This window comes from Nocardia sp. NPDC088792, from assembly GCF_044750615.1.
GTDB lineage: Bacteria > Actinomycetota > Actinomycetes > Mycobacteriales > Mycobacteriaceae > Nocardia.
This window is the reverse complement of the sequence record NZ_JBIVKC010000005.1, coordinates 249,935-275,558: the sequence shown is the minus strand read 5'-3', so window position 1 is coordinate 275,558 and position 25,624 is coordinate 249,935. Positions and strand designations below refer to the sequence as shown.

The window sequence follows — 25,624 nt, the reverse complement described above, 5'->3', positions numbered from 1 at the left end:
CTGACATGACGGAAGCACTGAAGCCGCTGGCGGGCCGGACCATGATCATGTCGGGCGGTAGCCGCGGCATCGGCCTGGAGATCGCCAAGCGGGCGGCGGCCGACGGGGCGAACATCACCCTCATCGCCAAGACCGATACGCCGCACCCCAAACTTCCGGGCACCATCCACACGGCGGCGGCGGAATTGGAGGAGGCCGGCGGCACGGTGCTGAAGTACCTCGGCGATGTGCGCGACGACGAGGCGGTGACCGATGCCGTGCAGCAGACGATTCAGCGTTTCGGCGGCATCGACCTGGTGGTGAACAATGCCTCCGCCATCGACCTGTCGCCCACCGAACTGCTGCCGATGAAGAAGTACGACCTCATGCAGGACATCAACTGCCGCGGCAGTTTCCTGCTGTCCAAGCTGAGCATCCCGGCCTTGAAGGAGTCCGCGCAGGCCGGCCGCAATCCGCACATCCTGACCCTGTCCCCGCCGCTGAACCTGGACCCGAAGTGGGCCGGCCAGGCCCTGGGGTACACCATCGCCAAGTACGGAATGTCGCTCACCACCCTGGGTTTGGCCGAGGAGCTGCGCAAGTACGGCATCGGCGTGAACTCGCTGTGGCCGCGCACCACCATCGCCACGGCGGCGGTGCGCAACCTGCTGGGCGGCGACGACATGATCTCCAGCTCCCGCACCCCCGATATCTACGCGGACGCTGCCTATCTGGTCCTCACCTCACCGGCCAAGGACACCACCGGCAATTTCTTCCTCGACGACGATGTCCTTGCCGCACACGGCATCACGGATCTGGAGAAGTACCGCGTGGTCCCGGGTGACGGCCCGCTGACCACCGACCTCTTCCTCTGACCGCAGCCCGGTTCGGGCGGCGCGACCGGGTCCCCGGCATTACGTTCGGGACATGACTATTGCTCTTGTCACCGGCGCGAATCAGGGTCTCGGGCGGGCGATCGCCGCGCAACTGGCCGAGCGGCTGGGTCCGGACTCGACCGTCTATCTCAGCGGCCGGAATGCCGAACGGGTGCGGGCGGCCGCCGCCGAGATTCCGGGCGCGGTCCCGCTGGTGATGGATGTCGGGTCCGGGGAGAGCGTGGCGGCGGCCGCGGCGCAGGTGCGGGAGCGGCACGGCGGGATCGACGTCGTGGTGTCGAATGCGGCGGCGCGGCGGTCCGCCGATCGCAGCGACGCCGACACCGTCCGGGAATTCGTGAACACCAATAATCTCGGGGCCACCCGGATGATCCGCGAATTCGGGCCGCTGCTGCGGACCGGCGGCCGATTCGTCATCGTGGCAAGCGCTTTCGGCAGTCTGCGCTATCTGGCTCCGAGCCTGCGCGACCACTTCGACACCGGCACCATGACGCTCGCCGATGTGGACCGGGAAATGCTGGCCTACGCCGACCTGGTCGAGGCGGGTAAGGACAAGACCGCCGGCTGGCCGGACTCCATCAACTACCCGTCCAAGATCGGGCAGGTCGCGGCCGCACGGGTTTTCGCCCGCACCGACGCCGCGGCGCGGGACCTGTTCATCGGCGCGGTGTGCCCGGGCCTGGTGGACACCGAGGCGTCCCGCCCCTGGTTCACCGATATGGCGCAGGCTCAGTCGCCCGACGAGGCCGCGGCCGACATCGTGAAAATCCTTGTCGACCCGGTGCGTCCGGCCTTCATCGGGCAGTTGGTGCAGCACGGCGTCGTCATCGGCTGGGAGGCCGATTCCGACGCCGGGCCCGCACAAGCCCAACGGCGCTGATCACTCAGCGCACGGTTTTCAGCGGATGCCGTAGAGGCGTTCCCAGTTCTCACGGCTGGTGAGCTCCGGAACCGCGGCGCGCCAGCGGTTCTGGAGGTCCGGCAGCTCCTTGCGGAGCTGCCGCAGCACGCGAATGGCGCGCAACAGCAGGCGACGCGCGGTTTCCTTGTCCCGCTTGCGGATCCGGACACCCGACTGCGAGGCATCGGTCACCACGACCTGCTCGAACAGTCCGACATGCCACCAGTGCGCATCCTCGCGGGTGATGCCGACGACGCCGGGAATGGTGCGCCCGGTCCACTGCTTGAGGGCACGCTTGAACAGCACCAGCAGCGGACGGCTGGGCTCACCGCCGGCGCGGCGCAAGCCGAAGTGCGCGTTGGGGATCGGCGAGGTCGCGGCCGGATGCTTGATGGTCTCCGGGTAGTCGCCGCGCGAGCCGCGGGCCTTGGCCAGCGCCTCGATACCGCCGTCGCGCAGGATCTCCGGGCCCCGCAGGTAGTCCTCGATGCCCTGCAGGGTGGTGTGCGCCAGACCGTACTGCATGCCGACCAGGTATTCGCCGATCTCCCGGAGCAGCTGGCGGGTAATGGCTTTCGGATCCAGGTCGTGGTGCAGGGAGGAGACGATGAGCGAGTTGCGCGAGGAGAAGTAGCGCGCCCAGTCGTCGAAGTCCTTCCAGTAGAAGTCGGCGTGCCAGACCGCGGCATTGGGCAGAGTGACGGTGACGAAGCCGTGCTTACGCGCCCGCAGACCGTATTCCACGTCGTCCCACTGGAAGAAGACCGGCACCGGCAGGCCGATCTGCTTGACCACCTCGGCGGGGATCAGGCAGGTCCACCAGGCCTGGTAGCCGGCGTCCACCCGGCGCTCCTGATGCTTCTTGAGCATGCTGGTGTTGCGCAGCGCCTTGGCGACCTTCTGGCCGTGCTTGAGCTTGGCCAGATCGGTTTCCTCCGCCCCGACGTTCAGGTAGTCGGGGTTGAACAGGAACAGCATCTGCGCGCCCACCAGGGTGGGTTCCACGGTCAGGTTGGCGAAGGCGTTGAGCCGCAACACGGTTTCCGGCTCGCACAGGATGTCGTCGTCCATGAGGATGACGTCGGCGTGCTCGTTGGCCGCGGAGACCTCGTAGAGGCCGCGCGTGAAGCCGCCCGCGCCACCGAGATTCGGCTGCCGGAGGTAGCGCAGCTTGTCGCCCAGCTTCGGCTGGGTCTCGGTGAACAGGGGCCGGTCCTGCACCAGGTCGGTGCCCTGGTCGACGACGTAGACGGCGTCGATGGCGTTCAGCACGATGGCGTCCGAGGCCAGTGCCGCAAGGGTATTCGCGCAGTCCTGGGCCCGGTTGAAGGTGCAGATGGCGATGGCGACCGGGCGCACGTGATCGGGCGCGGGCGCCGTCCACTCCAGATCGGTGATGACGGCTTCGCCACCGAGCGCCTCGATTTCGAGCCAGATGGCGCCGCCGTCGATGTACATGTCGAGCGGCGCGTGCAGCGTGACACGGCCGGCCTCGCGGACCACCGCGGTATCGACGACACGGCGGTGCCCGGCGATATCGGAGGCGGCCAATCGGATCCGGGTCTTGCCGGTGACCTCGAGGGTCATGCCGACCTCGACCGCGGTGACGCGGGTCCAGCGCTGCCAATAGGCGGCGGCGAAGCGCCCGAAGTAGGTGTTGGTGGAGACGCTCGCGCCCTTCTCCAGGCGTAGCGCGAAGCGCTCGCGCGTCACCTTGCCCTTGACGACGGCATACAGGTCGTCATTGATCTGCGGTGCGGGCCCGCTGAAGACGCCGCGCGCCAGCACCAGCCGCTCGGGTGCGGCGTGGTCGGCGCGCAGTGCCGCCGGAGCGGTCTGCGGATCATTGATCTCGGTCACGGCCTGCCCAGCCGACGCATCCATGAATCCCTCGACATCCCTCGAATTTTGACACCGGCTCACCCGACGTGGACGCACCCACTGTCACGCTCGGCGCGCCCGAGAATATCAATCGCTATTCGGTACGGCAGCGCGTGCGGGGGTGAAGACAAATTTTCCGTAGGCCCAGAATCGGAATCCCATGGCGACGGCCTGGCCGATGAGGGTGCCGGAAACGTTGTCCGCCAACGGACTGTCGAGGCCGAGGACATATCGGGAGAAGCCGAGGCATCCCAATTGCAGTCCGATGGCCAGCACATTGAGCACCGCATAGGTGAGGATGTGCCGGATCCCGGTGTCGCCCGCATGGTCCGAGTAGGTCCACCACTTGTTGCCGAAATAGGTGACCACCGTGGCCACCGCAATCGAGATGATCTTGGCGAGCAGCGGCTGATGGAACAGCGGGCCCTCGCCGCCGGCGAAGACCAGCAGGTTGTAGACGCCGGCGTCGACCACGAACCCGATCGCACCGACCACGAGGAACGCGCCGCCGCGCTGCAACAACCCGCGCACCTTGCCGATAAAAGACCCGTCCGAGGGCGATTCGTTCACCGTCGTGGGCTCACTCGCTGACACCCGGCGACGGTACCCCAGCCCGGCCCGCCCCTATACCTGTGAAGGTCGGGTACCCTCCCCCGTGTTCATATTCGCCTTCCGATCAGAGGATTGACCGGGTGGACTCCACCGAGTTGCGTATTGCCGCGATCGTGCCGTGCCACAACGAAGAGGCCGCTGTCGCCAAGGTCGTGAGCGATCTGAAAGCCGCCGTCCCGGAAATCGTCGTTTACGTCTACGACAACCGGAGTACCGATGCCACCGCGGAGAAGGCGCGCGAGGCCGGAGCGATCGTGCGACGGGAGGAACGCAAGGGCAAGGGCAATGTGGTCCGCCGCGCGTTCGCCGATATCGAGGCCGATGTCTACCTCATGATCGACGGTGATGACACCTATGACGCCTTCGCGGCGCCGAAGATGATCGACGCGCTGTTATCCGGCCCGTACGACCACGTGCTGGGCGTGCGCCGCGAGCTCGACGGCGAGTCCGCGTACCGGGCCGGCCACGAGACCGGCAACAAGATCCTCAACGGCGTGGTCGGCCAGGTGTTCGGCGAGAACGTCGAGGACATGCTGAGCGGCTACCGGGTGTTCTCCCGCCGGTTCGTGAAGAGCTTCCCCGCGGTGTCGCGGGAATTCGAGATCGAGACCGAGCTGACCGTGCATTCGCTGCATCTGCGGGTGCCGCAGACCGCCGTACCGGTCGGTTTCAAGGATCGGCCCGAGGGCAGCGAATCCAAGCTGCGCACCTACACCGACGGTTTCAAGATCCTGCGGCTGATCGCCGGCCTGGCCCGGCACGAGCGGCCGGTCGCCTTCTACGGCCTGTTCGGCACGGTGTCGTGGATCGTGTCGGTGATTCTCATCGTGCCGATCGTGATCGAGTTCTATCAGACGCACGAGGTGCCCCGGTTCCCCACGCTGTTCCTCGGCTTCACCCTGCTCCTGCTCGGCAGTCTGGCCTGGACGGCCGGACTCATCCTGGACGGCATCCGCCGGTCCCGGCACGAGGCCGCCCGGCTGGTGTACCTGCACTATTCGGCCGTGGGTGAGACGGAAACCGCAGGGCGACTGGGCGGTTCGCGGCGATGACGGTGCCACCGCTTGCCGCGCACACCGGTGACGGCACAGCAGAATCGGACATCGTGGCTACTCCAGTGAACGAAAACGGCAGTGCCGAGAGCGAAAGCAAGCTCGCGCCGCCGCAGCGGATCGAACCGGCCGCGGCGGCCCCGCGATCCGGGCTGCGCGGGCTGATCTCCCGCACCGAGCGATCCTGCGGCGCGGCGGCACTGGTGTTCCTGCTGCTGGCGGGCGTGTTCGGCGTGGTGTGGTCGGTGGTGACGCCCGCGTTCTGGGGACACGACGAGATCACCCAGTTCGGGCGCGCGTACCAGGTCGCGCACGGCGGCTACCTGCCCGAGAAGATCCATGACGACCGCGGCCCGGCGTGGGGCGGCAATGTCCCGGTCAGCATCGACGCGCTGATGAGCTACGCCTTCAACGACTACCAGGTCACGCCGGACGAGCCGGATCCGATGGTCAAGGACCCGGCCGCCTACGACCGGCTGGGCGCGGCGCCGGTCTCCGAGCAGACCAAGCAGGTCTGGTTCACCAATACCGCCGCCTACTCCCCCATCCCGTATGTGCCCGCGGCAGTGGGCATCCGGATCGCGGAGGCCGTGAACGCCGATGTCGGGGACACGGTGGAGATCACCCGGCTCGCGGGTCTGCTGACCTACCTGCTGATCGTCTTCTACGCCCTGCGCGCGCTGCGCGGTCACCGGGTGCAGTGGCTGGCGCTGACCGTCTCGGTACTGCCCATCGCGGTGTTCCAGGCGGGCACGGTGACCGCCGATACGGTCACCAACGCGCTGGCCATCCTGGTTTCGGCGCTCATCGTGAAGGGCCTGTTCCTGGGACAGCGGCTGACCCGGCCGGAGACGGTGGCCGCCTTGGCCGCCACCGTACTGCTGCCGGTGTGCAAGCCGACCTATGTGCTGCTGGCCATGCTGACCGTGCTGATCCCGGTGCGGCGCTTCGGTTTCGGCCGGCGCCGGCTGCTCGCGGACGGTACCGAGCCGGTCGCCGGGTGGCAGCGCGTGATTCCGTGGGTGACCGCGGCGGTGGGCGCCATCGCGTTCGCGGTGTGGATGAAGATCGCCGCGCCGACCGGCGACGGCATGAGCCTCATGCGGCCGCAGAAGCAGTGGGGCACGGTGCGACCCGGCGACCAGCTGCACGGCATCCTGAGCGATCCGATCCACTTCCTGCGCGTCTTCGGCGACAGCATCGCGCGCCGCGATCAGCACTGGTTCACACAGTTCTTCGGTGAGCTGGGCTTCTCCTATGTGGATGTGCCGGCGCTGACCATCGTGGCCTCGCTGCTGGCGTTCGCGGTGAGCATCGGGACGGCCGAGCGGTTCACCGGCGCGGCGGCGGACCGGCTGCGGACCTGGCTGGTGCTGCTGACCATGCTGGCGAGCGTGGCCATGATCTACGTGACGTTGTACATGTCCTTCACGCCGGTCGGCTATTTCATCATCGACGGTGTGCAGGGCCGCTACTTCGTGCCGCTGGCCCTGCTCACGCTGTGCGTGCTGTTGCGCTGGATGCCCTTGCGGCTCACCGGTATCGACGGCCGCATTCCGGTGCGCGGGGCGGCGATCACGGTCACCATCGCGACGACCGTGGCGATGATCGCGGCGGTCGTCAAATACACGACGATCGTGTGGGGCTGATGCCGCGGCGCATATGCGTCCGCCGCGGCATCGCCGGGGTCAGATGACCTGCTCGCCCGCGGAGACGTAGGCGTGCTCGGTGGCGGCCTTCTGTGGCCGCCACCAGGATTCGTTCTCGCGATACCACTCGATGGTGGCGTCGAGACCCTTGCGGAAGTCGCGGTATTCGGGTTCCCAGCCGAGCTCGGTGCGCAGCAGGGTGGCGTCGATGGCGTAGCGCTGATCGTGGCCGGGCCGGTCGGTGACGTGGTCGAAATCGTCGGGTGCGCGGCCGAAGGCCTCCAGGATGAGCTGGACCACGGACTTGTTGTCGCGTTCGCCGTCGGCGCCGATCAGATAGGTCTGCCCGATCCGCCCGCGCTGCAGGATCTCCCAGACCGCGCTGTTGTGGTCGTCCACGTGAATCCAGTCGCGCACCTGATGGCCCGCACCGTAGAGGCGGGGGCGCACGCCGTCGATGAGATTGGTGATCTGGCGCGGGATGAACTTCTCGACGTGCTGGTACGGCCCGAAGTTGTTGGAGCAGTTGGAGATCGTGGCCCGCACCCCGAACGAGCGCACCCAGGCCCGGACCAGCAGATCGCTGGAGGCCTTGGTCGCCGAATAGGGACTGGACGGGTTGTACGGAGTGCTCTCGTTGAAGGCGCCCGGATCATCGAGTTCCAGATCGCCGTACACCTCGTCGGTGGAGATGTGGTGGTAGCGCGCCTCGTGCTTGCGCACCGCCTGCAGCAGCGCATAGGTGCCGACGATATTGGTCTGCACGAACGGCCAGGGGTCGGCGAGCGAATTGTCATTGTGCGATTCCGCCGCGAAATGCACGACCGCGTCGGCCCCGCCGACCAGCCGGTCCACCAGCGCGGCGTCGGCGATATCGCCCTGCACGAACTCGATGCGATCGGCGATCGGCGCCAGCGAGGCGCGATTGCCGGCATAGGTGAGTTTGTCCAGCACGGTGACGTGGACATCGGGCCGCCGGGCCACGGTCCGATGGACGAAGTTCGCGCCGATGAAGCCGGCTCCGCCGGTTACCAGGAGTCGCACACCGGAAACACTACGTCGCCGAGATGGCACCACACTCAGGACCTGCTGGATAGCGCGGACCCCGGGGAGGGGCGAATGGGGGTCCGAGGCTCGCCGACCCCGGACCCCCATTCTGGAAACACGCTCGGTGTTCTCACGCGCTAAGCGGTACGAGCCACGCTCTCGCTCTCGATGCGGGCGCGGACGAACCGGGCCACATGAGCCAGGGCGGCGCGGCTCTCGGGCATGTTCGGGAAGATGGCCATGAAGGCGTGCACCTGTCCGCGCCAGATCTCCAGGGTGGCAGGCACTCCGGAAGCGGCCAGCCGCTGCGCCATGATCTCGCTGTCCCGCCGCAGCACCTCGTCCTCGGCCACGATGAGCAGCGCGGGCGGCAGCCCGACCAGCACATTGTTGACCGGTGACAGGGTCGGATCGAGCCGGCCGCCCACCTCGGCACCGATCTTGACCACGGATTCCAAGGCGGACAACGGGATCAGCGAATCACGGCGGTAGTTGGGGTGCGCGCGCTTCTCCGTGCAGTCCAGGTCCAGCGCCGGGCACAGCCCGACCAGCCCGGCGGGCACCGGCAGCCCGGCGTCACGGGCGCGCAGCGCCGTCGCGAAAGTCATGTAGCCACCGGCGGAATCACCCGCGAAGACAATGCGGGCGGCGGGCACGCCGTGTCCGAGCAACCATCGGTACGCGGTCAGGCAGTCGTCGACCGAACCCGCGATATCGGTCTCCGGGATCTGGCGGTATTCGATGCTCACCACCGGCAGTCCGGTGCGCCGCGCGAGCGATGCGACCACGGGACGGTGGGTGTCGAGGCCGCAGAGGAAGAAGCCGCCGCCGTGCATGTACATGATGGCGCCGTCCCGCAGGGATTTGCGGGCGCCGGCCGGGCGCACGATCTCCATGCGGAAACCATTGAGCCGTACCTGCTCCCGCTCCACCCCGCGCGGGGCCGGGCGGAGTTTGGCGAGACCGTTGATGACGGTCTGCGCGATCGGCATGGAAAGGGCGTTCACCGGGACCAATTCGCCCGCGGGCCGAATCATGGTGCGGCAGGCCACGGTCAGGGCGCGGGCGTATGCGCTGATTCCGTGCGGGTTTTCGACCGAGTGGTCACTGTCGTCGTGGGCCGTTCCAGCCTCGTGGGCCTGAGCCATGGCGCACCTACCTCGTTGTTGTGCGCGCCGAGCCATCGTCCGGAGGACCGAAACAGCTCGGTACCCAGGCGCGTTGAGAGTCGGCGCTGACATCTCACATAGCGTCATTTCAGAACACCATGAGAACGTGACCTACGCAACACTTATCGACCGGATCGCCTACCGGCAAACCGCCGTGATCGATTCGAGGTCCACTCGGAACCTGACCGTCGCACGCGGCGGCGGAACTGGCAGACTGTCGTGACATGCGCGGAATCATCCTGGCCGGGGGCACCGGATCGCGGTTGCACCCGATCACGCGCGGCGTGAGCAAACAGCTGGTCCCGGTCTACGACAAACCGATGGTGTACTACCCGCTGTCCACCCTCATGCTCGCGGGCATCCGGGACATCCTGGTCATCACCACGCCCGAGGACAGTGCGGCCTTCACCCGGCTGCTCGGCGACGGCAGCCGGTTCGGCGTGTCCATCTCCTATGTGGTGCAGCCGGAACCGGACGGGCTCGCCCGCGCCTTCGTGCTCGGCGCGGACCACATCGGCAATGACTCGGCGGCACTGGTGCTGGGCGACAATATCTTCCACGGTCCCGGCCTCGGCACCCAGCTGCAGCGCTTCCGCGATCTGGACGGCGGCTCGGTGTTCGCCTACCGGGTGTCCGATCCGAGCGCCTACGGCGTGGTGGAATTCGCCGGCGGCAAGGCCATTTCCATCGAGGAGAAGCCCAAGCAACCGCGGTCCAACTACGCCATCCCGGGCCTCTACTTCTATGACAACGATGTCGTCGACATCGCCCGCGACCTGAAACCCTCCGACCGCGGCGAATACGAGATCACCGACATCAACCGCACCTACCTGGAACAGGGCCGGCTGCAGGTGCAGGTGCTGCGCCGCGGCACCGCCTGGCTCGACACCGGTACCTTCGATTCCCTGCTGGACGCGGCCAATTACGTGCGCACGGTGGAGCAGCGGCAGGGCCTCAAGATCGGCGTGCCGGAGGAGGTGGCCTGGCGGCTCGGTTTCATCGGCGACGAGCAACTGCACGACCTGGCTCAACCCCTGGTGCGCTCGGGATACGGTAGGTACCTGCTCGATCTGCTCGAGCACGGGCGAGCCTGGGAGTAGCGGAAATGCGGATTCGGGAACTGTCGGTGCCGGGCGCGTGGGAATTCACGCCGCGGCTACTGGGCGACGACCGCGGAGTCTTCCTCGAGTCGTTCAAGGCCTCGGAGTTCGAGAAGGCGGTGGGCCGCCCGTTCGATCTGCTGCAGGTGAACATCTCCACCTCGGCAGCCGGCGTGCTGCGCGGCATCCACTACACCGAGAACCCGCCCGGCCAGGCCAAATACGTGACCTGCGTACGCGGGGCCTTCCTGGATGTGGTGGTCGATCTGCGGACCGGCTCACCCACCTTCGGCAAGTGGGACGCGGTGATCATCGACGATGTGGAACGCAAGTCGGTGTTCCTGGCCGAGGGCCTGGGCCATGCACTGCTGTCCCTCGAAGACGACTCCATCGCCCACTACCTGTGCTCGCTGGAGTACTCGCCCGAATTCGACCGGGATCTGGACGCTTTCGACCCGGACCTCGGCATCGAATGGCCGACCGTGAACCGCAATGGCGAACCCCTCGAGTTCATCCGCTCCACCAAGGACGCGGCCGCACCCCGCCTGGCGGAGCTCCCCCGCTTCCCCGGAACTTCAGCGCGCGGCTGAGAGCCGTCACCGGCCGCGCACGCGTGCCGGCGGTTGACGCCCAACCCGATTCTGGACGTACCCGGTGAGTTACCCGGATCCTCACGAAATCAGTCGGCACCATACGAATCCTCGAAATACATCTGGGGCGCACCGCGATCGCGGTGCGCCCCAGCGCTTTTCCGATTCAGCCGGACTGAATCTCAGGAGGCCGGAAACCGAGCTCGTGTGAGCGACAGGCTCGGCCCGGCGGGTTCACGTCAACCGACCAGCTCGACCTCCACCTCACGCTGTTCCTGACGCTTGGCCCGGAACTTGGGGAGGAAGGCCGTAAGGGCGACCAGGGCACCGACGATGGCGACGCCGGCGGCGAACTCCAGGCCCGGACGGTAGGTGTCGAGCATGGCCTGCGGAGTCGGGTTCTTCGGCACGTCGGAGGTGACGATGGCGGTGGTCACCGCGAGCACGATGGCCGCGCCGACCTGCATGGCGGTCTGCAGCACGCCGGCCGCCAGGCCCTGCTCGTCGTCCTCGATACCGCTGGTGGCCTGAATATTGATGGCGGGGAAGCCGATCCAGCCGACGCCGACCAGCAGCACGGCGGGCAGCAGCACCGTCAGGTAGGCGGGGGCGGTGTCCAGGCGCAGGTACATCAGGTAACCGATGCCCATGACCACCATGGTGACCGCGATGATCGGCCCGGTGCCGAAGCGATCGACCAGCTTGTCGGAGACGAAGGCCGAGGCGACCACCAGCAGACCCACCGGCAGCAGCGCCAGGGCCAGCTTCAGCGGGGACCAGCCCAGGGTGTCCTGCAGGTACAGGGTGGTGATGAACTGCCAGCTGAAGTACGAGCCGCCGACCGCGATGATGGCCAGGCTGGCCCGGACCAGGGTGCCCTTGCGCAGGATGCCCAGGCGCAGCAGCGGGTACTTCACCTTGCTCTCGACGTAGACGAAGGCGGCGCCGAGCACCACGACCGCGACGAACGAACCGATGGTGCGGGCCGAAGCCCAGCCGGCCTGCGGCGCGGAGACGACGGTGTAGACCAGCAGCAGCATGGTGGCGGTGGAGAGCAGCGCGCCCAGCAGGTCGTGCCCGCCCTCCTCGGCCGGCTTGTCCTTCGGGACCAGGAAGTACGCGGAAACCAAGGCGGCCAGCGCGATCGGAACGGGCAGCAGGAAGGTCCAGCGCCAGCCGAGGCCGGTCATCAGGCCGCCGAAGAGCAGGCCCATGGAGTAGCCGCCCGCGCCGAACACGGTGTAGATGGACAGCGCCTTGTTACGGGCCGGTCCCTCTTGGAAGTTCGTGGTGATGATGGACAGGCCGGTGGGCGCGGTGAACGCGGCGGCCAGGCCCTTGATGAAGCGGGTCAGGATGAGCAGCGCGGGCGAGCTCACCAGACCGCCGGCCAGCGAGGCCACGGCGAAGACGGCGAGCGCGATCAGGAAGACCTTGCGGCGCCCGAGCAGGTCCGCGGTGCGGCCGCCCAGCAGCAGCAGGCCGCCGTAGCCGAGCACATAACCGCTGACCAGCCACTGCAGGGTCGAAGTCTGGATGTGGAGTTCGGTGCCGATGGAAGGCAGCGCGACGCCGATCATCGACACGTCGAGGCCGTCCAGGAAGAGCACGATGCACAGAGTGATGAGCATGCCCCAGAGCCGGCCGGTCCACTTGGTGGCGTCGGCCGCATTGCTCACTGCGGGGCGGATCTCGGTGGAAGTCACGAGAGAGGACAGTACATGCGCACGCATCAAATGCACAAGCATTTAATGCGGTTGCATGAGTTGCTCTCGATGACTAGGATGACCGCATGCCGAAGTCGACAGCGCCTGTCGCCCGGCCCGTAGCCACGGGACTGGTGAGTGAATGGCGCGATCTGCTCGCCCGGCACGCGACGACCTCTTGCGCCCTGGAGAAGGAACTGCAAGGCCGCCACCACATCGGGCTCAGTGAATTCGAAACCCTCGATCGCCTCATGGACGCGCAGTGCGAGAGCTATCGCATGAGCGATCTCGCGCAGGACATCTACCTCAGTCAGAGCGCGCTCTCGCGAGCCGTCGCCCGGCTGGAGCGGGACGGCCTCGTCAATCGGTCACTGTGTACGGATGATCGCCGCGCGATCTTCGTCTGCCTCACCGAGAAGGGGCGCGACCTGTACGAACAGGCCGCACCCACGCATCGTGAGGTGCTGGAGCGCGAGCTCTCCTGAACCCGGCTAGATCGAGGCCAGCGTGGTCTCGATCGCCGGAATCGCGTCCGAGGCAAGGGAGTTGGCCGCCGCGAACGCCTCGCGGTAGCGCTCCACGTCGTGATCCTTGTCGAGATACGAAGAACCCGTGAGGGACTCGACGTAGACCACCGGCGGTTCGGTGGGTTCACCTGCCGCGACGGGGAATTCGAGCAGCACGAAGCGACCCGCGTCCATGCAGTGGTGGTAGCCGCCCTCGGCGGGGATCAGGCGCAGCCGGACATTCGGCAGTTCCGCGATCTTGCGGAGCCGCTCCAGCTGACCGCGGGTCACGTCCTCACCGCCGATGCGGTGCCAGAGCACGGCCTCGGAGATCACCACATCCAGTTGCAGCGGGGAATCCGGGCGGGTCAAGAGGGCCTGACGGGCGATGCGCACCCGCACCCGGCGATCCATCTGCTCCGGCGAGATGCCGGGATAGGCGCCGGCGAGCACCGCGCGCATATAGCCCTCGGTCTGCAAAAGGCCGGGGACCAGCTCGTTTTCATAGGTGGTGAGCCGCGCGGCGGCCTCTTCCAGGCCGATGTAGACCTCGTACCCCTCGTCGATCACATCGCTGAACTCGGTCCACCAGCCGCGCGCCTTGGTTTCCCGGGCCAGGGCGCTGAGCGGCTCGAACACCTCCTCGGGTGCACCGTAGATCCGGCACATGGCCTCGACGTCGAGACTGCGCAGTGAGGTCTGCCCGGTCTCGATGCGCCAGATCTTCGCCTCCGACCATTCCAGGCGCTGGGCGGCCACGCGCGTGGTCATCCGCGCGCGATTGCGCAGGTCGCGCAGCTGACGGCCGAGTTGCCGGCGCGGCATGGTCGAACCCGTAATCCCCTGCGGTAGAGCCATCCGTCCCCCTATACCAGTGTGCGATCGCATTGTTGCACAGGAGAACTCGGCTATCCATGGACCGACTTGGCGTTCACTTGCGAGGGGAGCGCCTACGGTAGCGCCAGAACTGCACTGCGCGCATGTCTTCCGAGAGCTGATTGACAGGTTCCGCCACATCCGAAAGGGCTTGGAAAAGATCGTCGGCGAGCACCGAGATGTGCTCGACGCGGCTTGCCAGCCGCGAGGCATTGAGCACGAATTCCAGCAGCAGGCGCACCACCGCGGCGATGGTGAGGCCCAGCGGCACCGCGAACACCACCGCGAAGACGATGCCCAGCCAGGCCGAAACCCGCCACAGCCCTATGGTTCCCACGATCGGGATGGCGAAAGCGCCTGCCAGGCCCAGCAGATAGGCCAGTGGCAGCAGGGTGGCGGTGGCGGTGCGATGGAACTGCACATCCAGCAGGCCACGGACGGCGTCCACGCTCCAGGAGCCGAAAGCGCTTGGACTGGCGAAGGGTTCGACGGGCGCCGCCGCCGTCTCCTCTTCTTCTTCGGCGCGCCGGGATATACGGCGTGCCGCCGACTCCTTGAAGGCGGCCCAGCGCCCCTCCGCCTCGATTTCCGCCAGTTCCTGCTCGAGTTCCGCTGCCGTGCCGCCCGATTGGTCGGTCATGCCGACGTTCTCCTCTCCCGCAGACCATTTCGGCCCACCCGCAGTCTCACCGGTCCCGGGAGCGCGCGGCAGCCCCAGACGATGTGGCGTAGAACACGTTCCTGTGTGTAATCGGCCGTATCCCACAGGAGTTCGCCACCACCCTCACAGGAAGCGAACGGCGTTGTCCCAGGCAGCAGCGTTGCCACGCCGTAATGTCCCAGACATGTCACAGGCACAACAGAGTCAAATCGGACCGCAAGACGGCTCGACGTCGAGCGCAACGGTCTCGAAGTGGAAAACTCCCTGTAACACCCCCAACCCCTCCCTCCGATACCCCGCACAGAGCAGGACATAGATCTACCGGGGAATGGAGAATCCAGTGCGTACGACGTTTTCGTCAGCCGTCGCCGAATCTGTGCAGGACTACATCCAGCGCGGCTGGACGGTCGCCGAAACCGCCAATGGCATCTGCCTGATCACCGATTCGGAGATCGCGGGCATCGAGGTCACCGGCGACACCGCCGCATTCGTCCGTCGCTACCTGCGGGCCAACGACCTGACCGGACCGGTCATCGAGATCCCGGGCGCCGAGCGCCGCGAGATCCACCTGGTCACGGGTCTCCGCAAGGCGGCCATGGCAATCGAGGCGCTGCGCTCGGCCGGCGTGGTCGTACACACCGACGGCGCGGGAATCCCGTTGCCGCCCACCCAGCTCTCGGCCGGCGAGGCCAACTGGGGCGTGGCGCCGCACGAGGCGCGCTGGGTTCCGCCGGTAGTGGCCATCGCCGCGGCCGTGCGTGCCGCCGCCAAAGGGGCCATGCCCAAGGTTTCGCGTATCGCTTCCTGACAGCTCCGACAATCGAACGAAACCCGCGAATGCTCCCCGGCATTCGCGGGTTTCGTCGTCTCCGGAGTGAAACGTTGCAAAATGATCGATGATCAACATCAATAACAGGTTGTTCTCACTTTCGATGTGACGAGCGATCATGGGGTATGACCCAAGTCACGGATGGCCATCGCACGCTCCTTCGCACCTGCCCGCTCTGTGAGGCGGTCTGCGGACTCGAACTCACCCTGGACGCCGATGACCATGTGGTCTCGGTGCGCGGGGATCAGGCCGATCCGTTCAGCAAGGGATTCATCTGTCCCAAAGGGGCGACGCTCGGGCACCTCGACGAGGACCCGGATCAGCTCACCGAGCCGATGATCCGGGATCGCGCCACCGACACCTGGCGCACCGCGAGCTGGGACGAGGCGTTCGGAGTCATCCGGGAGCGGCTGCCGCAGCTCACCGCCGCGCACGGGAATCAGGCGGCGGCGCTGTATCTGGGGAATCCGAACGCGCACACCGTGGCGGGGGCGCTGTACGTACCGCTGCTGATCCGGGCGCTGGGCACCCGGAATCTGTTCTCCGCCAGCACCGCCGACCAGATGCCCAAACAGGTGTCGAGCGGGCTCATGTTCGGCGACCCGCTCACCGTGGCCGTGCCCGACCTGGATCGCACCGACTATCTGCTCATGCTCGGGGCCAATCCGCTGGAGTCGAACGGATCCCTCTGCACCGCACCGGATTTCCCGGGCCGACTGCGCGCGCTGAAGAAGCGCGGGGGCCGGCTGGTGGTGGTCGACCCGCGGCGCACCCGCACCGCGAAGCTGGCCGACGAACATCTGTTCGTGCGGCCCGGCAGCGACGCCTACCTGCTGTTCGGCATCGTGCACACGCTGTTCGCGGAGCAGCTCACCGAGGTCCGCGTCGAGGTTGCCGGGCTGGACGAAGTCCGCGCCGCCGCAGCGCCTTTCACCCCCGAGGTGGTGGCCGGACGGACCGGGGTGCCGGCCGCGACGGTGGTGCGGCTGGCCCGGGAACTGGCCGCCGCGCCGACCGCCGCCGTCTACGCCCGGATCGGCACCTGCACAGCGGAATTCGGGACGCTCACGCAGTGGCTGGTGGATGTGATCAATGTGCTCACCGGCAATTTCGACACACCCGGCGGCGCCATGTTCGCCACCGGCGCGGCGCTGGGCATCGTGCGCAGCCGGCCCTTCCGTCTGGGTCGCTGGGCCAGCCGGGTCCGCGGACTGCCCGAGGCCATGGGTGAACTGCCGGTCGCCACGCTCGCCGACGAGATCCTCACTCCGGGCGAGGGGCAGATCCGGGCGCTGGTGACGGTGGCCGGGAATCCGGTGCTGTCCGCGCCCAGCGGCTCGCGGCTCGATACCGCCTGCGCCGGACTGGAGTTCATGGTCAGCGTGGACCGCTACCTGAACGAGACCACCCGGCACGCGGATGTCATCCTGCCGCCCGCGCGCATCCTGCAGTCCTCGCACTACGATTTCGCGCTGCTCAACTTCGCCGTGCACAACTACGCCCGCTACTCCCGGCCCCTGGTAGCGGCGGGCGGCCGCATGACCGAGCCCGAGGTGCTGGCCCGCCTGGCCCTCGCCCTGAGTGGTCAGGAACCCCGCTCCGCCTCCCCGCGCTTGCCCGGCCTGGACCCGCTCACCGTGGTGGACGAAATCGTGCTCGCCGGAACGCTGCACAAGGCGGGCATGGCCGACCGGCGCCACGAACTGCTCGGCCGGGACACCACCGAACAGCGCATCGACCTCATGCTGCGCCTGGGCCCGTTCGGGGAATGGAACGGCGGCACCCTGAATCTGCAAGTGCTGCTGGATAATCCGCACGGCATCGACCTGGGCCCGCTGCAACCGCGGCTGCCGGGCGTCCTGCGCACCGCCTCGAAGAAGGTGGAACTCGCACCGCAGCCGCTGCTCGACGATGTGACCCGGCTACAGGCGCGGCTGGATGCCGACGCACCGGAGATGGTGCTGGTCGGGCGGCGGCAGCTGCGCTCCAACAACAGCTGGCTGCACAATGTTCCGCCGCTGGTGGGCGGATCGAACCGGTGCACGCTGCACATTCATCCCGATGATGTGGCACGGCTCGGGCTGGGCGGGCATGCCGTGGTGAAGTCGGCGGCGGGCACGGTCACCGTGGATCTGGAACCGACGGCCGACATCATGCCGGGCGTGGTGAGCCTGCCGCACGGCTGGGGTCACGGGGACAGCGAGCAGCAGGTCGCGCGGGTGCACGCCGGCGTGAGCGCCAATGTGCTGACCGATGATTCGCTGGTGGACGCGCCCTCCGGGAATGCCGTATTCAACGGCGTGCCGGTGACGCTCTCGCCCGCGTAATCCGCCCCAGCAAACTTTCCTCCACCGGCAGACCGGCCCCCGTGATCCGTCAAGGGGGCCGACAGCATCCTGGTGGTTAAGTGACGAAGGTCCCTAGCGCAATCTTGCGTTCGGAGAGATGCTCTCTCCGGAAGGGTTTGCGCGGCGACAGTCGACCGGTCCCACCAGGGCCGATAGCCGGTTCACCCATTCGCCAGATGAAACTAGTTAAACCGGATAGCATTTCGAGCGGCCTGGTTCCGCGGGCCGATGCTTCTCCATCCGGTTTTCAGCTACCACAAGGGGTCGCACGATGCCCGGTATCAGAAACGGCAGCGACGGCGAACGGGAACTCCAGGAGCGGTACGGAACCCAAGATCGGGCAGAGCGCTTCTACCACGACCAAGTACGAGATCAACTCAACGAGTACATGATCGACTTCATCCGCCGGATGGACATGGCCTTCATCGCCACCGCGGACAAACACGGTGAATGCGATACCAGCTTCCGCGCCGGGCAACCCGGCTTCCTGCACGTCATCGACGATCGGACCGTCGCGTATCCCGAATACCGCGGCAACGGGGTGATGGCGAGCCTCGGGAACATCCTCGAGAACCCCCATGTCGGCATTCTCATGGTCGATTTCGTGCAGGACCTCATCGGACTGCACGTCAACGGCACCGCCCGCATCGTGGACGACAGCCTCATGCGCCGCTGCGTCTCCGACCTCCCGCTCGCCGAGACCCGCGGCCGCGCGCCCGAACGCTGGGTGGTGGTCGATGTGGAAGAGGCGTACATCCACTGCCGCAAGCACATCCCGCATCTGATCCCGGCGCCCCGGGAACGCGAATGGGGCACCGACAGCACCCGGGCGAAGGGCGGGGACTACTTCCACGCGAAGGAAGCGGCCCACGCTCTCGTCGAGTACTGAAGCTGAGGGGGTCTGGGGGGCTTCCCTCCAGACCCCCCTTTTTATGTCAGCTGATCTTGAAGATCACCGCGCGCTGCACGATGAAGTTGATCACGGTGGCCGTGCCCTGCGCGACGCAGAAGGCCAGGAAGATGCGCCACCACTCGTCCGGCAGAGCGTAGTAGCAGATCTGGTTGATGCCGACCTGCAGCGCGAAGGTCAGGGCGTAGAGCACGATCACCGCGATGAAACGCTTGCGGCTCGGCTCGGCCTTGAAGGTCCAGCGGCGGTTGATCAGATACGCCGTGGTGGTGCCCGCGATGAAGCTGATCGACTTCGCCACCGGCAGCGGCAGCCCGGCCACCTTGAACAGCAGCGTGTACAGGCCGAAGTCCACGATCGCGGACAGGATGCCCGTCGCCGCGAAGCGGATGATCTGGGTCTTCAGATCGACGTCCGTACCGCCCGGCTCATCGACGAGAGGCAGCTCGGGTGGGAGGGGCAGATGCGGTTCCGCGGTCACATCGCAGAAGAGTAATCCCAGGGACGGTATTGGAGGGACCCCGTCCCGGGGACAGCGGACACAAGCCTCGATCCGGTTATGCCTGTAGCCTCTATGCCGATGTCCACGAAAGCTCAGACCACCAGCGACGGTGCGGATACTGCGTCGAAGGCGTCCGCGAACACCGTGCCGAAGGCGTCCGCGAACACCGTGTCGAGCGGCGACTACAGCCTGCCGACGCGGACGCGCACCCTGACCGGCTGGGGTCGTACCGCACCCACCACCTCCGAAGTGCTCTCGACCAGTGACCCGGAGCTGATCGCGAATGCGGTCGCCATGGTCGCCGAGGACAACGACTCCAAGCCCCCGCACCTGCGCCGCGGTGTCATCGCGCGCGGTCTCGGCCGCTCCTACGGCGACCACGCGCAGAACTCCGGCGGCCTGGTCATCGACATGCCGGCGCTGAACCGCATCCATCGCATCGACCGCGACTCCCGCCTGGTCGACGTGGACGGCGGCGTCAGCCTGGACCAGCTCATGAAGGCCGCGCTGCCGTTCGGCCTCTGGGTCCCGGTGCTACCCGGCACGCGGCAGGTGACCATCGGCGGTGCCATCGCCTCCGATATCCACGGCAAGAACCACCACAGCGAAGGCTCCTTCGGCAATCACGTCCGGTCCGTCGACCTGCTGACCGCCGACGGCAAGGTGCAGACCATCGGGCCGAAGAAGAACGCCAAGCTGTTCTGGGCGACCGTCGGCGGCAACGGGCTGACCGGCATCATCCTGCGCGCGACCATCGAGATGATCCCGACGGAGACCGCGTACTTCATCAACGACGGCGTGAAGACCAGCACGCTGGACGAGACCATCGCCGCGCACAGCGATGGCAGCGAAGAGAACTACACGTATTCGAGCGCGTGGTTCGACGTGATGAACCCGCGGCCGAAGCTGGGGCGCGCCACCATCACTCGCGGCCGGCTGGCCAAGGTGGACGAGCTGCCCGAGAAGAAGCAGCGCAATCCGCTGAAATTCGATGCGCCGCAGCTGCTCACGGTGCCGAACATCTTCCCGAGCATCACCGCCAACCGGCTCACCCTGGGCGCGGTCGGCGAGGCGTACTACGCCATGGGCGGCACCTACACCGGCAAGGTCCAGAACCTGACGCAGTTCTACCACCCGCTGGACATGATCGCGGAGTGGAATCGGGCGTACGGTCCGGCCGGGTTCCTGCAGTACCAGTTCGTGGTGCCGACCGAGGCGGTCGAGGAATTCAAGAAGATCATCATCGACATCCAGGCATCCGGGCACATCTCGGCGCTGAACGTTTTCAAGCTGTTCGGCCCGGGTAACCCGGCTCCGCTGAGCTTCCCGATGCCAGGCTGGAACATCTGCTGTGACTTCCCGATCCGGCCGGGTCTCAACGAGCTCGTCACCGAACTCGATCGGCGAGTGATGGAATTCGGTGGCCGGCTGTACACCGCGAAGGACTCCCGCACCACGGCGGAGACCTTCCACAAGATGTACCCGCGGATCGACGAGTGGATCAAGATTCGTCGAACCGTCGACCCCACAGGCGTTTTCATGTCCGATATGGCGAGAAGGCTGGAGCTTCAGTGATCAATGCGGTAGGAAACCCGCAATCCATTCTGCTGCTGGGCGGCACTTCGGAGATCGGCTTGGCGATCTGCGCCGAGTACCTGAAGAAGGGTCCCGCACGCATCATCCTGGCCGCGCTGCCGGGGGATCCGCTGCGCGAGGATTCGGTGGCGCTGATGAAGTCCGCCGGCGCCGCCGAGGTGCAGATCATCGACTTCGACGCGCTGGAGCCGGACACCCACCCGGCCGTCATCGACGCGGCCTGGGCCGGCGGTGACGTGGATATCGCGATCGTCGCGTTCGGTATCGACGGTGACGGCGAGATCTTCTGGCAGGACCAGCGCAAGGCCGTCATGATGGCCGAGATCAACTACACCGCCGCGGTTTCCGTCGGTGTGCTGCTCGGCGAGAAGATGAAGGCGCAGGGCTTCGGCCGCATTCTGGCCATGTCCTCGGTCGCCGGTGAGCGGGTGCGGCGCTTCAACTTCGTGTACGGCTCCACCAAGGCCGGCCTGGACGGCTTCTACCTGGGCCTCGGCGAGGCGCTGGCCAAGTTCGGCCCGCGTGTCACGGTCATCCGGCCCGGCATGGTGCGGACCAAGCTCTCCGCGCACGCCAAGGAGAACGGCCTCACCGTCGACAAGGAAGACGTCGCCCTCCTGGCGGTCGCGGCCTCCGAAAAGGGCAAGGAAATCGTCTGGGCCCCGGGCACCTTCCGCTACGTGATGATGATCCTGCGCCACGTCCCGCGCCCGATCTTCCGCAAGCTGCCCATCTGACAAGGGCACTCAGTACGACACTGCGAGCGGTGGCCGACCCCGGCCACCGCTCGTTTCGTTTGCGGGCTGGCTAGGCTGCTGGGCGGTCCAGATCACCAATCCGGAGGCGGAGGCGAATGAGCGAGCAGGCTGGCGGCCGGGTGTCGCTGTTGGCGCGGCAGGCCGGGGGTGCGGCCGGGGAGGCCGTGCTGGCGGCCGTGGTTGCGGCGGTGGTGGCGGGGGTCGGGCTGGTCGCGTTCTCGGTGGTGCACTGGCCGGCGTTCAATTCGTCGAATGTCACCAAGGCCATCACCACCGTGGGTCAGGTGGTGGCGCTGGCATTGCTGGTGGTGGCGATCTTGCTGCTGCGGCTGCGCAGGTGGGCCCGGGTCGCGAAACTGCTGTCCTGGGTCGGTATTTCGTCGCTGGTGACGGTGACGCTGGGAATGCCGCTGGCGGCCACCAAGCTGTATCTGCTCGGCATCTCGGTGGATCAGGAATTCCGCACGCAGTATCTGACGCGGCTGACCGACAGTGCGGCGCTGCACGATATGAACTACGTGGATCTGCCGCCGTTCTATCCGGGCGGGTGGTTCTGGTTCGGCGGGCGGTTCGCCGCGCTGACCGGGATGGCCGGGTGGGAGGCGTTCAAGCCGTTCGCCGTTCTCGGGCTGTCGGTGGCGGCGGTCATCGCGCTTGTGTTGTGGTCCAAGCTGATCCGGGCCGATTGGGCGATCGCCGTCGCGGCGGCCGTGACGGTGATGGTGCTGGCGTACGGGTCGCCGGAGGCGTACAGCGCGGTGCTGGTGCTGCTGTTCGCGCCGGCCATGGTGCTGGCGTGGGGCGCGCTCTACCGCCCTGCCGAGCTCGGGGCCGATGGCGCGGGTACGGCCGGGGGCTGGGGTGCGGTGGTCGGGACCGGGCTCTTCCTCGGCCTGTCGGCGACGTTCTACAGCCTGTTCTTCGGTGTGGCCGTATTCGCCGTGTGCCTGATGGCCTTGGTGTCGGCGGGAGTTCAGCTGCGCCGCGAACGCGCGTGGCGGGCGGTGTGGCCGATTCTGCTGCGGCTCATCACGATGGGTGTCATTGCCGGCGTGCTGGCGCTCACCGTATGGCTGCCGTTCTTCTTGAAGGTGCTGGGCGGGACCATTCCCAAGTCCGGCACCGCATTCCACTATCTGCCCGAGCCCGGTTCGGAATTGCCGCTGCCCATGGCGCATTTCGATCTGCTGGGCGCCTTCTGCCTGGTCGGCACCATCTGGCTGGTGGTGCGGGCCGCGAGTTCGAGGCGCGCGCAGGCGCTCGGGATCAGTGTGGTGGCCATCTATCTGTGGTGCCTGCTGTCCATGGCGGCGACGGCGGCGGGGACCACGCTGCTGTCGTTCCGGCTGGAGCCGATTCTGCTGACGCTGCTGGCGGCGGCGGGCGTGTTCGGGTTTGCGGAGGGTGCGCGGGCCGTTTATCAGATGCTGAACGAGCCCAATCGCTTCCGGACCGTCGCCGCGGCATTGGCGATCATCGGCGCGGTGGCGTTCACGCAGGATATTCCGCATGTGCTGCGCGCGGAGATCACCACGGCGTACACCGATACCGACGGGAACGGGGAGCGGGCGGACAAGCGGCCGCCGTCGGCCGTCTCGCATTACCGGGAGATCGACGCGGATCTGCTGGCGCAGACCGGGCGGCCGCGCGACAAGAGCGTGGTGCTCACCGCCGATACCAGCTTCCTGGCGATCTACCCGTACTACGGATTCCAGCAGCTCACTTCGCATTACGCGAACCCGCTCGCCGACTTCGACGGGCGCGCAACGGAAATCAAGCGGTGGTCGGCGCTGACGTCGCCGGCGGAGTTGATCGACGCGCTGAATCACTCGCCGTGGCGGGCGCCGGACGCGTTCCTGTTCCGGAACTCCGGCGATCAGTACACGTTGCGGCTGTCCGCCGATGTGTACCCGAACGATCCGAATGTGAAGCGGTACACGGTGGGGTTCCCCAAGACCCTCTTCGATGATCCGCGGTTCAAGGTGACGAATGTGGGCCCGTTCACACTCGTGGTCCGAGTATCGGCTCCCTAACGAGACAAGCATCACTTATCCCCAGAAATCAGTCGATTTCTGGGGATGAAGGATGGTTTCTGTGGATAACTCCGCAACTTGCCAGTGCAATCTCAGTCGAACCCGGTAGCGTGGGCCGCTGATTGTGTAAGGCAAGAGGAGTCAACGCGTGGCACAGGGGTGGGCAACCGACCGCACAACCGAAGACGGCTCTGCGGTAGCAGTTCTCGAACGGACCGTACCGGATACGGCCTCCCCCAGACTTTCTCCGCCGCAGCGTGTCGCGCGGCGGATCCGGATGGCGCGGGCCGATCTCGTCGTCGCGGCCGGCTACGTGTCGCTGGCGGTGCTGGTGCTGTCGGGGCAGTGGCGGAACACCGGCAGCGGCTACCTCGTCAAGAGCGGCCAGGACCAGACCATGTGGGAATGGTTCTTCGCCGTCACCGCGCATCAGGTCGCGCATCTGCACAACCCGCTGGGCACCAACCTGCAGAACTATCCCGACGGCGTGAACATGATGGCCAATACCGCCATGTTCGGTGTCGGCGTCCCGCTCACCCCGGTCACCCTGCTGTTCGGCCCGACCGTCACCTTCGTACTGGTGCTCACCATGGGCCTGTCCGGCACCGCGTTCGCCTGGTACTGGCTGTTCTCCCGGGAACTGGTGACCTCCCGGGTCGCGGCGGCCGTCGGCGGCCTGTTCTGCGGTTTCGCGCCGGCCATGATCTCGCACGCCAACGCCCACCCGAACTTCGTGCTGCTGGCCCTGCTGCCGCTCATCGCCCTGCAGCTCATCCGGCTGGCCCGGCACGCGGCCGCCCCGCCGGAACAGCGCAAGCGGCGGCGGCTGCGGGACGCGTTCGTGCTCGGCCTGCTGATCTCGCTGCAGATCGCGCTCGGTGAGGAACCGCTGCTCATCTTCGCGCTGGCCTTCGGCCTGTACGCGGTCGTCTACTACCTGCACGCCCCGCGCACCGGACTGCGCGTACTGCGCGGCATGACGCCGACCCTGCTGCTGGCCGCGCTGATCACCATCGCCTTCACCGAGATTCCGCTGTGGTGGCAGTTCTTCGGCCCGCAGTCCTACCGGTCCATCGACCACGGTCCGATGAACAACGACCTCAAGTCGCTGTATCAGTTCCCGTCGGAATCGCTGGGCGGCATGTTCCTGCCCGGGCAGAACGTGGCCATCAATGCCACCGAGGAGAACTCGTACTTCGGCTGGCCGCTGTGGATCCTGCTCGGCCTGACCGTCATGTTCATGTTCCGTGAGCGCATCGTGCGCGCGGCCGCCGCGGTGATCGTCACGGGCACCGTGCTGTCGCTGGGCGCGCAGCTCATGATCGGGCGGCACAACACCGGTATCAGCCTGCCGTGGAAGCATCTGGAGAACGTGCCGCTGCTGAACTCGGTGCTGGAATCCCGGTTCACCATGGCCGCCATCCCGGCCATCGCGGTGGTGCTGGCCATGGGAACCCAACGCGCCCTGGACTATTGGCGCATATCGGCGACCGACTGGCGGCCGCTGGCCTGGTTCGCGGCGATCGCGCTGGCGCTGGTGCCGCTCACCCCGACCATCCTGCCGGTGGTGCAGCGGTCGCCCACGCCCGAATTCTTCGCGGACGGCACTGTGCGCCAGTACGTTTCGAACGGCTCCGTGGTGATGGCGCCGCCACCCACCCCGGTGGACGCCCGCGCACTGCGCTGGCAGGCCGACTCCGGTTTCGAATTCCCCATTGCCGGCGGCTATTTCGTCGGCCCGACCGGCACCAGCAAGAAGGGCCGCTACGGTCCCGACGACCGGCCCACCGCCAGCCTGCTGCTGAAAGCCCAGCAGTCCAACAAGGTTCCGGCGATCGGCGACGCCGAACGCGCCCAGGCCCTGGTCGACCTGCGCTACTGGCATGCCGACGTGGTGGTGCTCCCGCCCACCGACAACGAGGACGCGCTGCGGCAGTCGGTGGACCAGCTGCTCGGCTTCCCCGGCCAGCAGGTGGACGATGTCTGGGTCTGGGATGTCCGCAATCTGGTACAGGCCCAGTAA

22 protein-coding genes are annotated in these 25,624 nt (G+C 67.0%); 14 read left to right on the top strand and 8 right to left on the bottom strand.

What is annotated here, in order from left to right:
* The first annotated feature begins 5 nt into the window (after positions 1-5).
* Positions 6-854 (top strand): SDR family oxidoreductase, encoded by an 849-nt coding sequence (locus tag ACIP5Y_RS33440; protein WP_400356291.1) that lies wholly within the window; start codon positions 6-8, stop codon positions 852-854.
* A gap of 52 nt (positions 855-906) precedes the next feature.
* Positions 907-1,755: an SDR family NAD(P)-dependent oxidoreductase gene (locus tag ACIP5Y_RS33435; RefSeq protein WP_400356289.1), complete on the top strand. Its 849-nt coding sequence runs from the start codon at positions 907-909 to the stop codon at positions 1,753-1,755.
* A gap of 18 nt (positions 1,756-1,773) precedes the next feature.
* Here ACIP5Y_RS33435 and ACIP5Y_RS33430 read toward each other — a convergent pair whose 3' ends face one another.
* A complete protein-coding gene (locus tag ACIP5Y_RS33430; protein WP_400356287.1) occupies positions 1,774-3,660 on the bottom strand; it encodes a glycosyltransferase in 1,887 nt (628 codons plus the stop codon).
* A gap of 84 nt (positions 3,661-3,744) precedes the next feature.
* The gene (locus ACIP5Y_RS33425; protein WP_400356285.1) at positions 3,745-4,251 is read right to left on the bottom strand and encodes a GtrA family protein; all 507 of its coding nucleotides are present in this window, start codon (positions 4,249-4,251) and stop codon (positions 3,745-3,747) included.
* Positions 4,252-4,349: 98 nt separating this feature from the next.
* Between ACIP5Y_RS33425 and ACIP5Y_RS33420 the strand changes: the two genes are divergently transcribed.
* Together ACIP5Y_RS33420 and ACIP5Y_RS33415 are read left to right on the top strand one after the other, a co-directional pair.
* Positions 4,350-5,321 carry a glycosyltransferase gene (locus ACIP5Y_RS33420; RefSeq protein WP_400356284.1) on the top strand — a complete coding sequence of 324 codons (972 nt, stop codon included), beginning with the start codon at positions 4,350-4,352 and terminating at the stop codon, positions 5,319-5,321.
* A gap of 53 nt (positions 5,322-5,374) precedes the next feature.
* Positions 5,375-6,970 (top strand): DUF2142 domain-containing protein, encoded by a 1,596-nt coding sequence (locus ACIP5Y_RS33415; RefSeq protein ID WP_400356282.1) that lies wholly within the window; start codon positions 5,375-5,377, stop codon positions 6,968-6,970.
* 39 nt (positions 6,971-7,009) lie between these two features.
* On the opposite strand, the gene rfbB is transcribed toward ACIP5Y_RS33415, so the two are convergent.
* Together rfbB and ACIP5Y_RS33405 are read right to left on the bottom strand one after the other, a co-directional pair.
* Positions 7,010-8,014 (bottom strand): dTDP-glucose 4,6-dehydratase, encoded by a 1,005-nt coding sequence (rfbB, locus tag ACIP5Y_RS33410; RefSeq protein WP_400356280.1) that lies wholly within the window; start codon positions 8,012-8,014, stop codon positions 7,010-7,012.
* Positions 8,015-8,154: 140 nt separating this feature from the next.
* Positions 8,155-9,165: an alpha/beta hydrolase gene (locus ACIP5Y_RS33405; protein WP_400356278.1), complete on the bottom strand. Its 1,011-nt coding sequence runs from the start codon at positions 9,163-9,165 to the stop codon at positions 8,155-8,157.
* 245 nt (positions 9,166-9,410) lie between these two features.
* Here ACIP5Y_RS33405 and rfbA point away from each other — a divergent pair, with 245 nt between their 5' ends.
* Together rfbA and ACIP5Y_RS33395 are read left to right on the top strand one after the other, a co-directional pair.
* Positions 9,411-10,286, top strand: coding sequence for a glucose-1-phosphate thymidylyltransferase RfbA (gene rfbA, locus ACIP5Y_RS33400; RefSeq protein WP_400356276.1), 876 nt, complete (start codon positions 9,411-9,413; stop codon positions 10,284-10,286).
* 5 nt (positions 10,287-10,291) lie between these two features.
* Positions 10,292-10,876 (top strand): dTDP-4-dehydrorhamnose 3,5-epimerase family protein, encoded by a 585-nt coding sequence (locus ACIP5Y_RS33395; protein ID WP_400356275.1) that lies wholly within the window; start codon positions 10,292-10,294, stop codon positions 10,874-10,876.
* Between the two features lie 239 nt (positions 10,877-11,115).
* Here ACIP5Y_RS33395 and ACIP5Y_RS33390 read toward each other — a convergent pair whose 3' ends face one another.
* Complete coding sequence (locus ACIP5Y_RS33390) at positions 11,116-12,507, bottom strand: MFS transporter (protein ID WP_400356921.1); 1,392 nt, start codon at positions 12,505-12,507, stop codon at positions 11,116-11,118.
* A 161-nt stretch (positions 12,508-12,668) separates the two neighbouring features.
* Here ACIP5Y_RS33390 and ACIP5Y_RS33385 point away from each other — a divergent pair, with 161 nt between their 5' ends.
* Positions 12,669-13,067: a MarR family transcriptional regulator gene (locus ACIP5Y_RS33385; protein WP_400356273.1), complete on the top strand. Its 399-nt coding sequence runs from the start codon at positions 12,669-12,671 to the stop codon at positions 13,065-13,067.
* Between the two features lie 6 nt (positions 13,068-13,073).
* On the opposite strand, the gene ACIP5Y_RS33380 is transcribed toward ACIP5Y_RS33385, so the two are convergent.
* Positions 13,074-13,946 (bottom strand): helix-turn-helix domain-containing protein, encoded by an 873-nt coding sequence (locus tag ACIP5Y_RS33380; RefSeq protein ID WP_400356271.1) that lies wholly within the window; start codon positions 13,944-13,946, stop codon positions 13,074-13,076.
* A gap of 73 nt (positions 13,947-14,019) precedes the next feature.
* Positions 14,020-14,604: a DUF4282 domain-containing protein gene (locus ACIP5Y_RS33375; RefSeq protein ID WP_400356269.1), complete on the bottom strand. Its 585-nt coding sequence runs from the start codon at positions 14,602-14,604 to the stop codon at positions 14,020-14,022.
* A gap of 361 nt (positions 14,605-14,965) precedes the next feature.
* Here ACIP5Y_RS33375 and ACIP5Y_RS33370 point away from each other — a divergent pair, with 361 nt between their 5' ends.
* From ACIP5Y_RS33370 to ACIP5Y_RS33360, 3 genes are all read left to right on the top strand, one after another.
* Positions 14,966-15,433 (top strand): hypothetical protein, encoded by a 468-nt coding sequence (locus ACIP5Y_RS33370; protein ID WP_400356267.1) that lies wholly within the window; start codon positions 14,966-14,968, stop codon positions 15,431-15,433.
* 146 nt (positions 15,434-15,579) lie between these two features.
* The gene (locus ACIP5Y_RS33365) at positions 15,580-17,781 is read left to right on the top strand and encodes a molybdopterin-dependent oxidoreductase (protein ID WP_400356265.1); all 2,202 of its coding nucleotides are present in this window, start codon (positions 15,580-15,582) and stop codon (positions 17,779-17,781) included.
* Between the two features lie 292 nt (positions 17,782-18,073).
* A complete protein-coding gene (locus ACIP5Y_RS33360) occupies positions 18,074-18,691 on the top strand; it encodes a pyridoxamine 5'-phosphate oxidase family protein (RefSeq protein WP_400356264.1) in 618 nt (205 codons plus the stop codon).
* A gap of 46 nt (positions 18,692-18,737) precedes the next feature.
* On the opposite strand, the gene ACIP5Y_RS33355 is transcribed toward ACIP5Y_RS33360, so the two are convergent.
* Complete coding sequence (locus ACIP5Y_RS33355) at positions 18,738-19,193, bottom strand: GtrA family protein (protein ID WP_400356262.1); 456 nt, start codon at positions 19,191-19,193, stop codon at positions 18,738-18,740.
* 99 nt (positions 19,194-19,292) lie between these two features.
* Between ACIP5Y_RS33355 and ACIP5Y_RS33350 the strand changes: the two genes are divergently transcribed.
* From ACIP5Y_RS33350 to ACIP5Y_RS33335, 4 genes are all read left to right on the top strand, one after another.
* Complete coding sequence (locus tag ACIP5Y_RS33350; RefSeq protein ID WP_400356260.1) at positions 19,293-20,789, top strand: FAD-binding protein; 1,497 nt, start codon at positions 19,293-19,295, stop codon at positions 20,787-20,789.
* Positions 20,786-21,547, top strand: a complete 762-nt coding sequence (locus ACIP5Y_RS33345) for a decaprenylphospho-beta-D-erythro-pentofuranosid-2-ulose 2-reductase (RefSeq protein ID WP_400356258.1) — start codon at positions 20,786-20,788, stop codon at positions 21,545-21,547. The genes ACIP5Y_RS33350 and ACIP5Y_RS33345 overlap by 4 nt, the downstream gene beginning before the upstream one ends.
* Positions 21,548-21,663: 116 nt before the next feature.
* Positions 21,664-23,601 carry a galactan 5-O-arabinofuranosyltransferase gene (locus ACIP5Y_RS33340; protein WP_400356256.1) on the top strand — a complete coding sequence of 646 codons (1,938 nt, stop codon included), beginning with the start codon at positions 21,664-21,666 and terminating at the stop codon, positions 23,599-23,601.
* 148 nt (positions 23,602-23,749) lie between these two features.
* A complete protein-coding gene (locus ACIP5Y_RS33335; protein WP_400356255.1) occupies positions 23,750-25,624 on the top strand; it encodes a glycosyl transferase in 1,875 nt (624 codons plus the stop codon).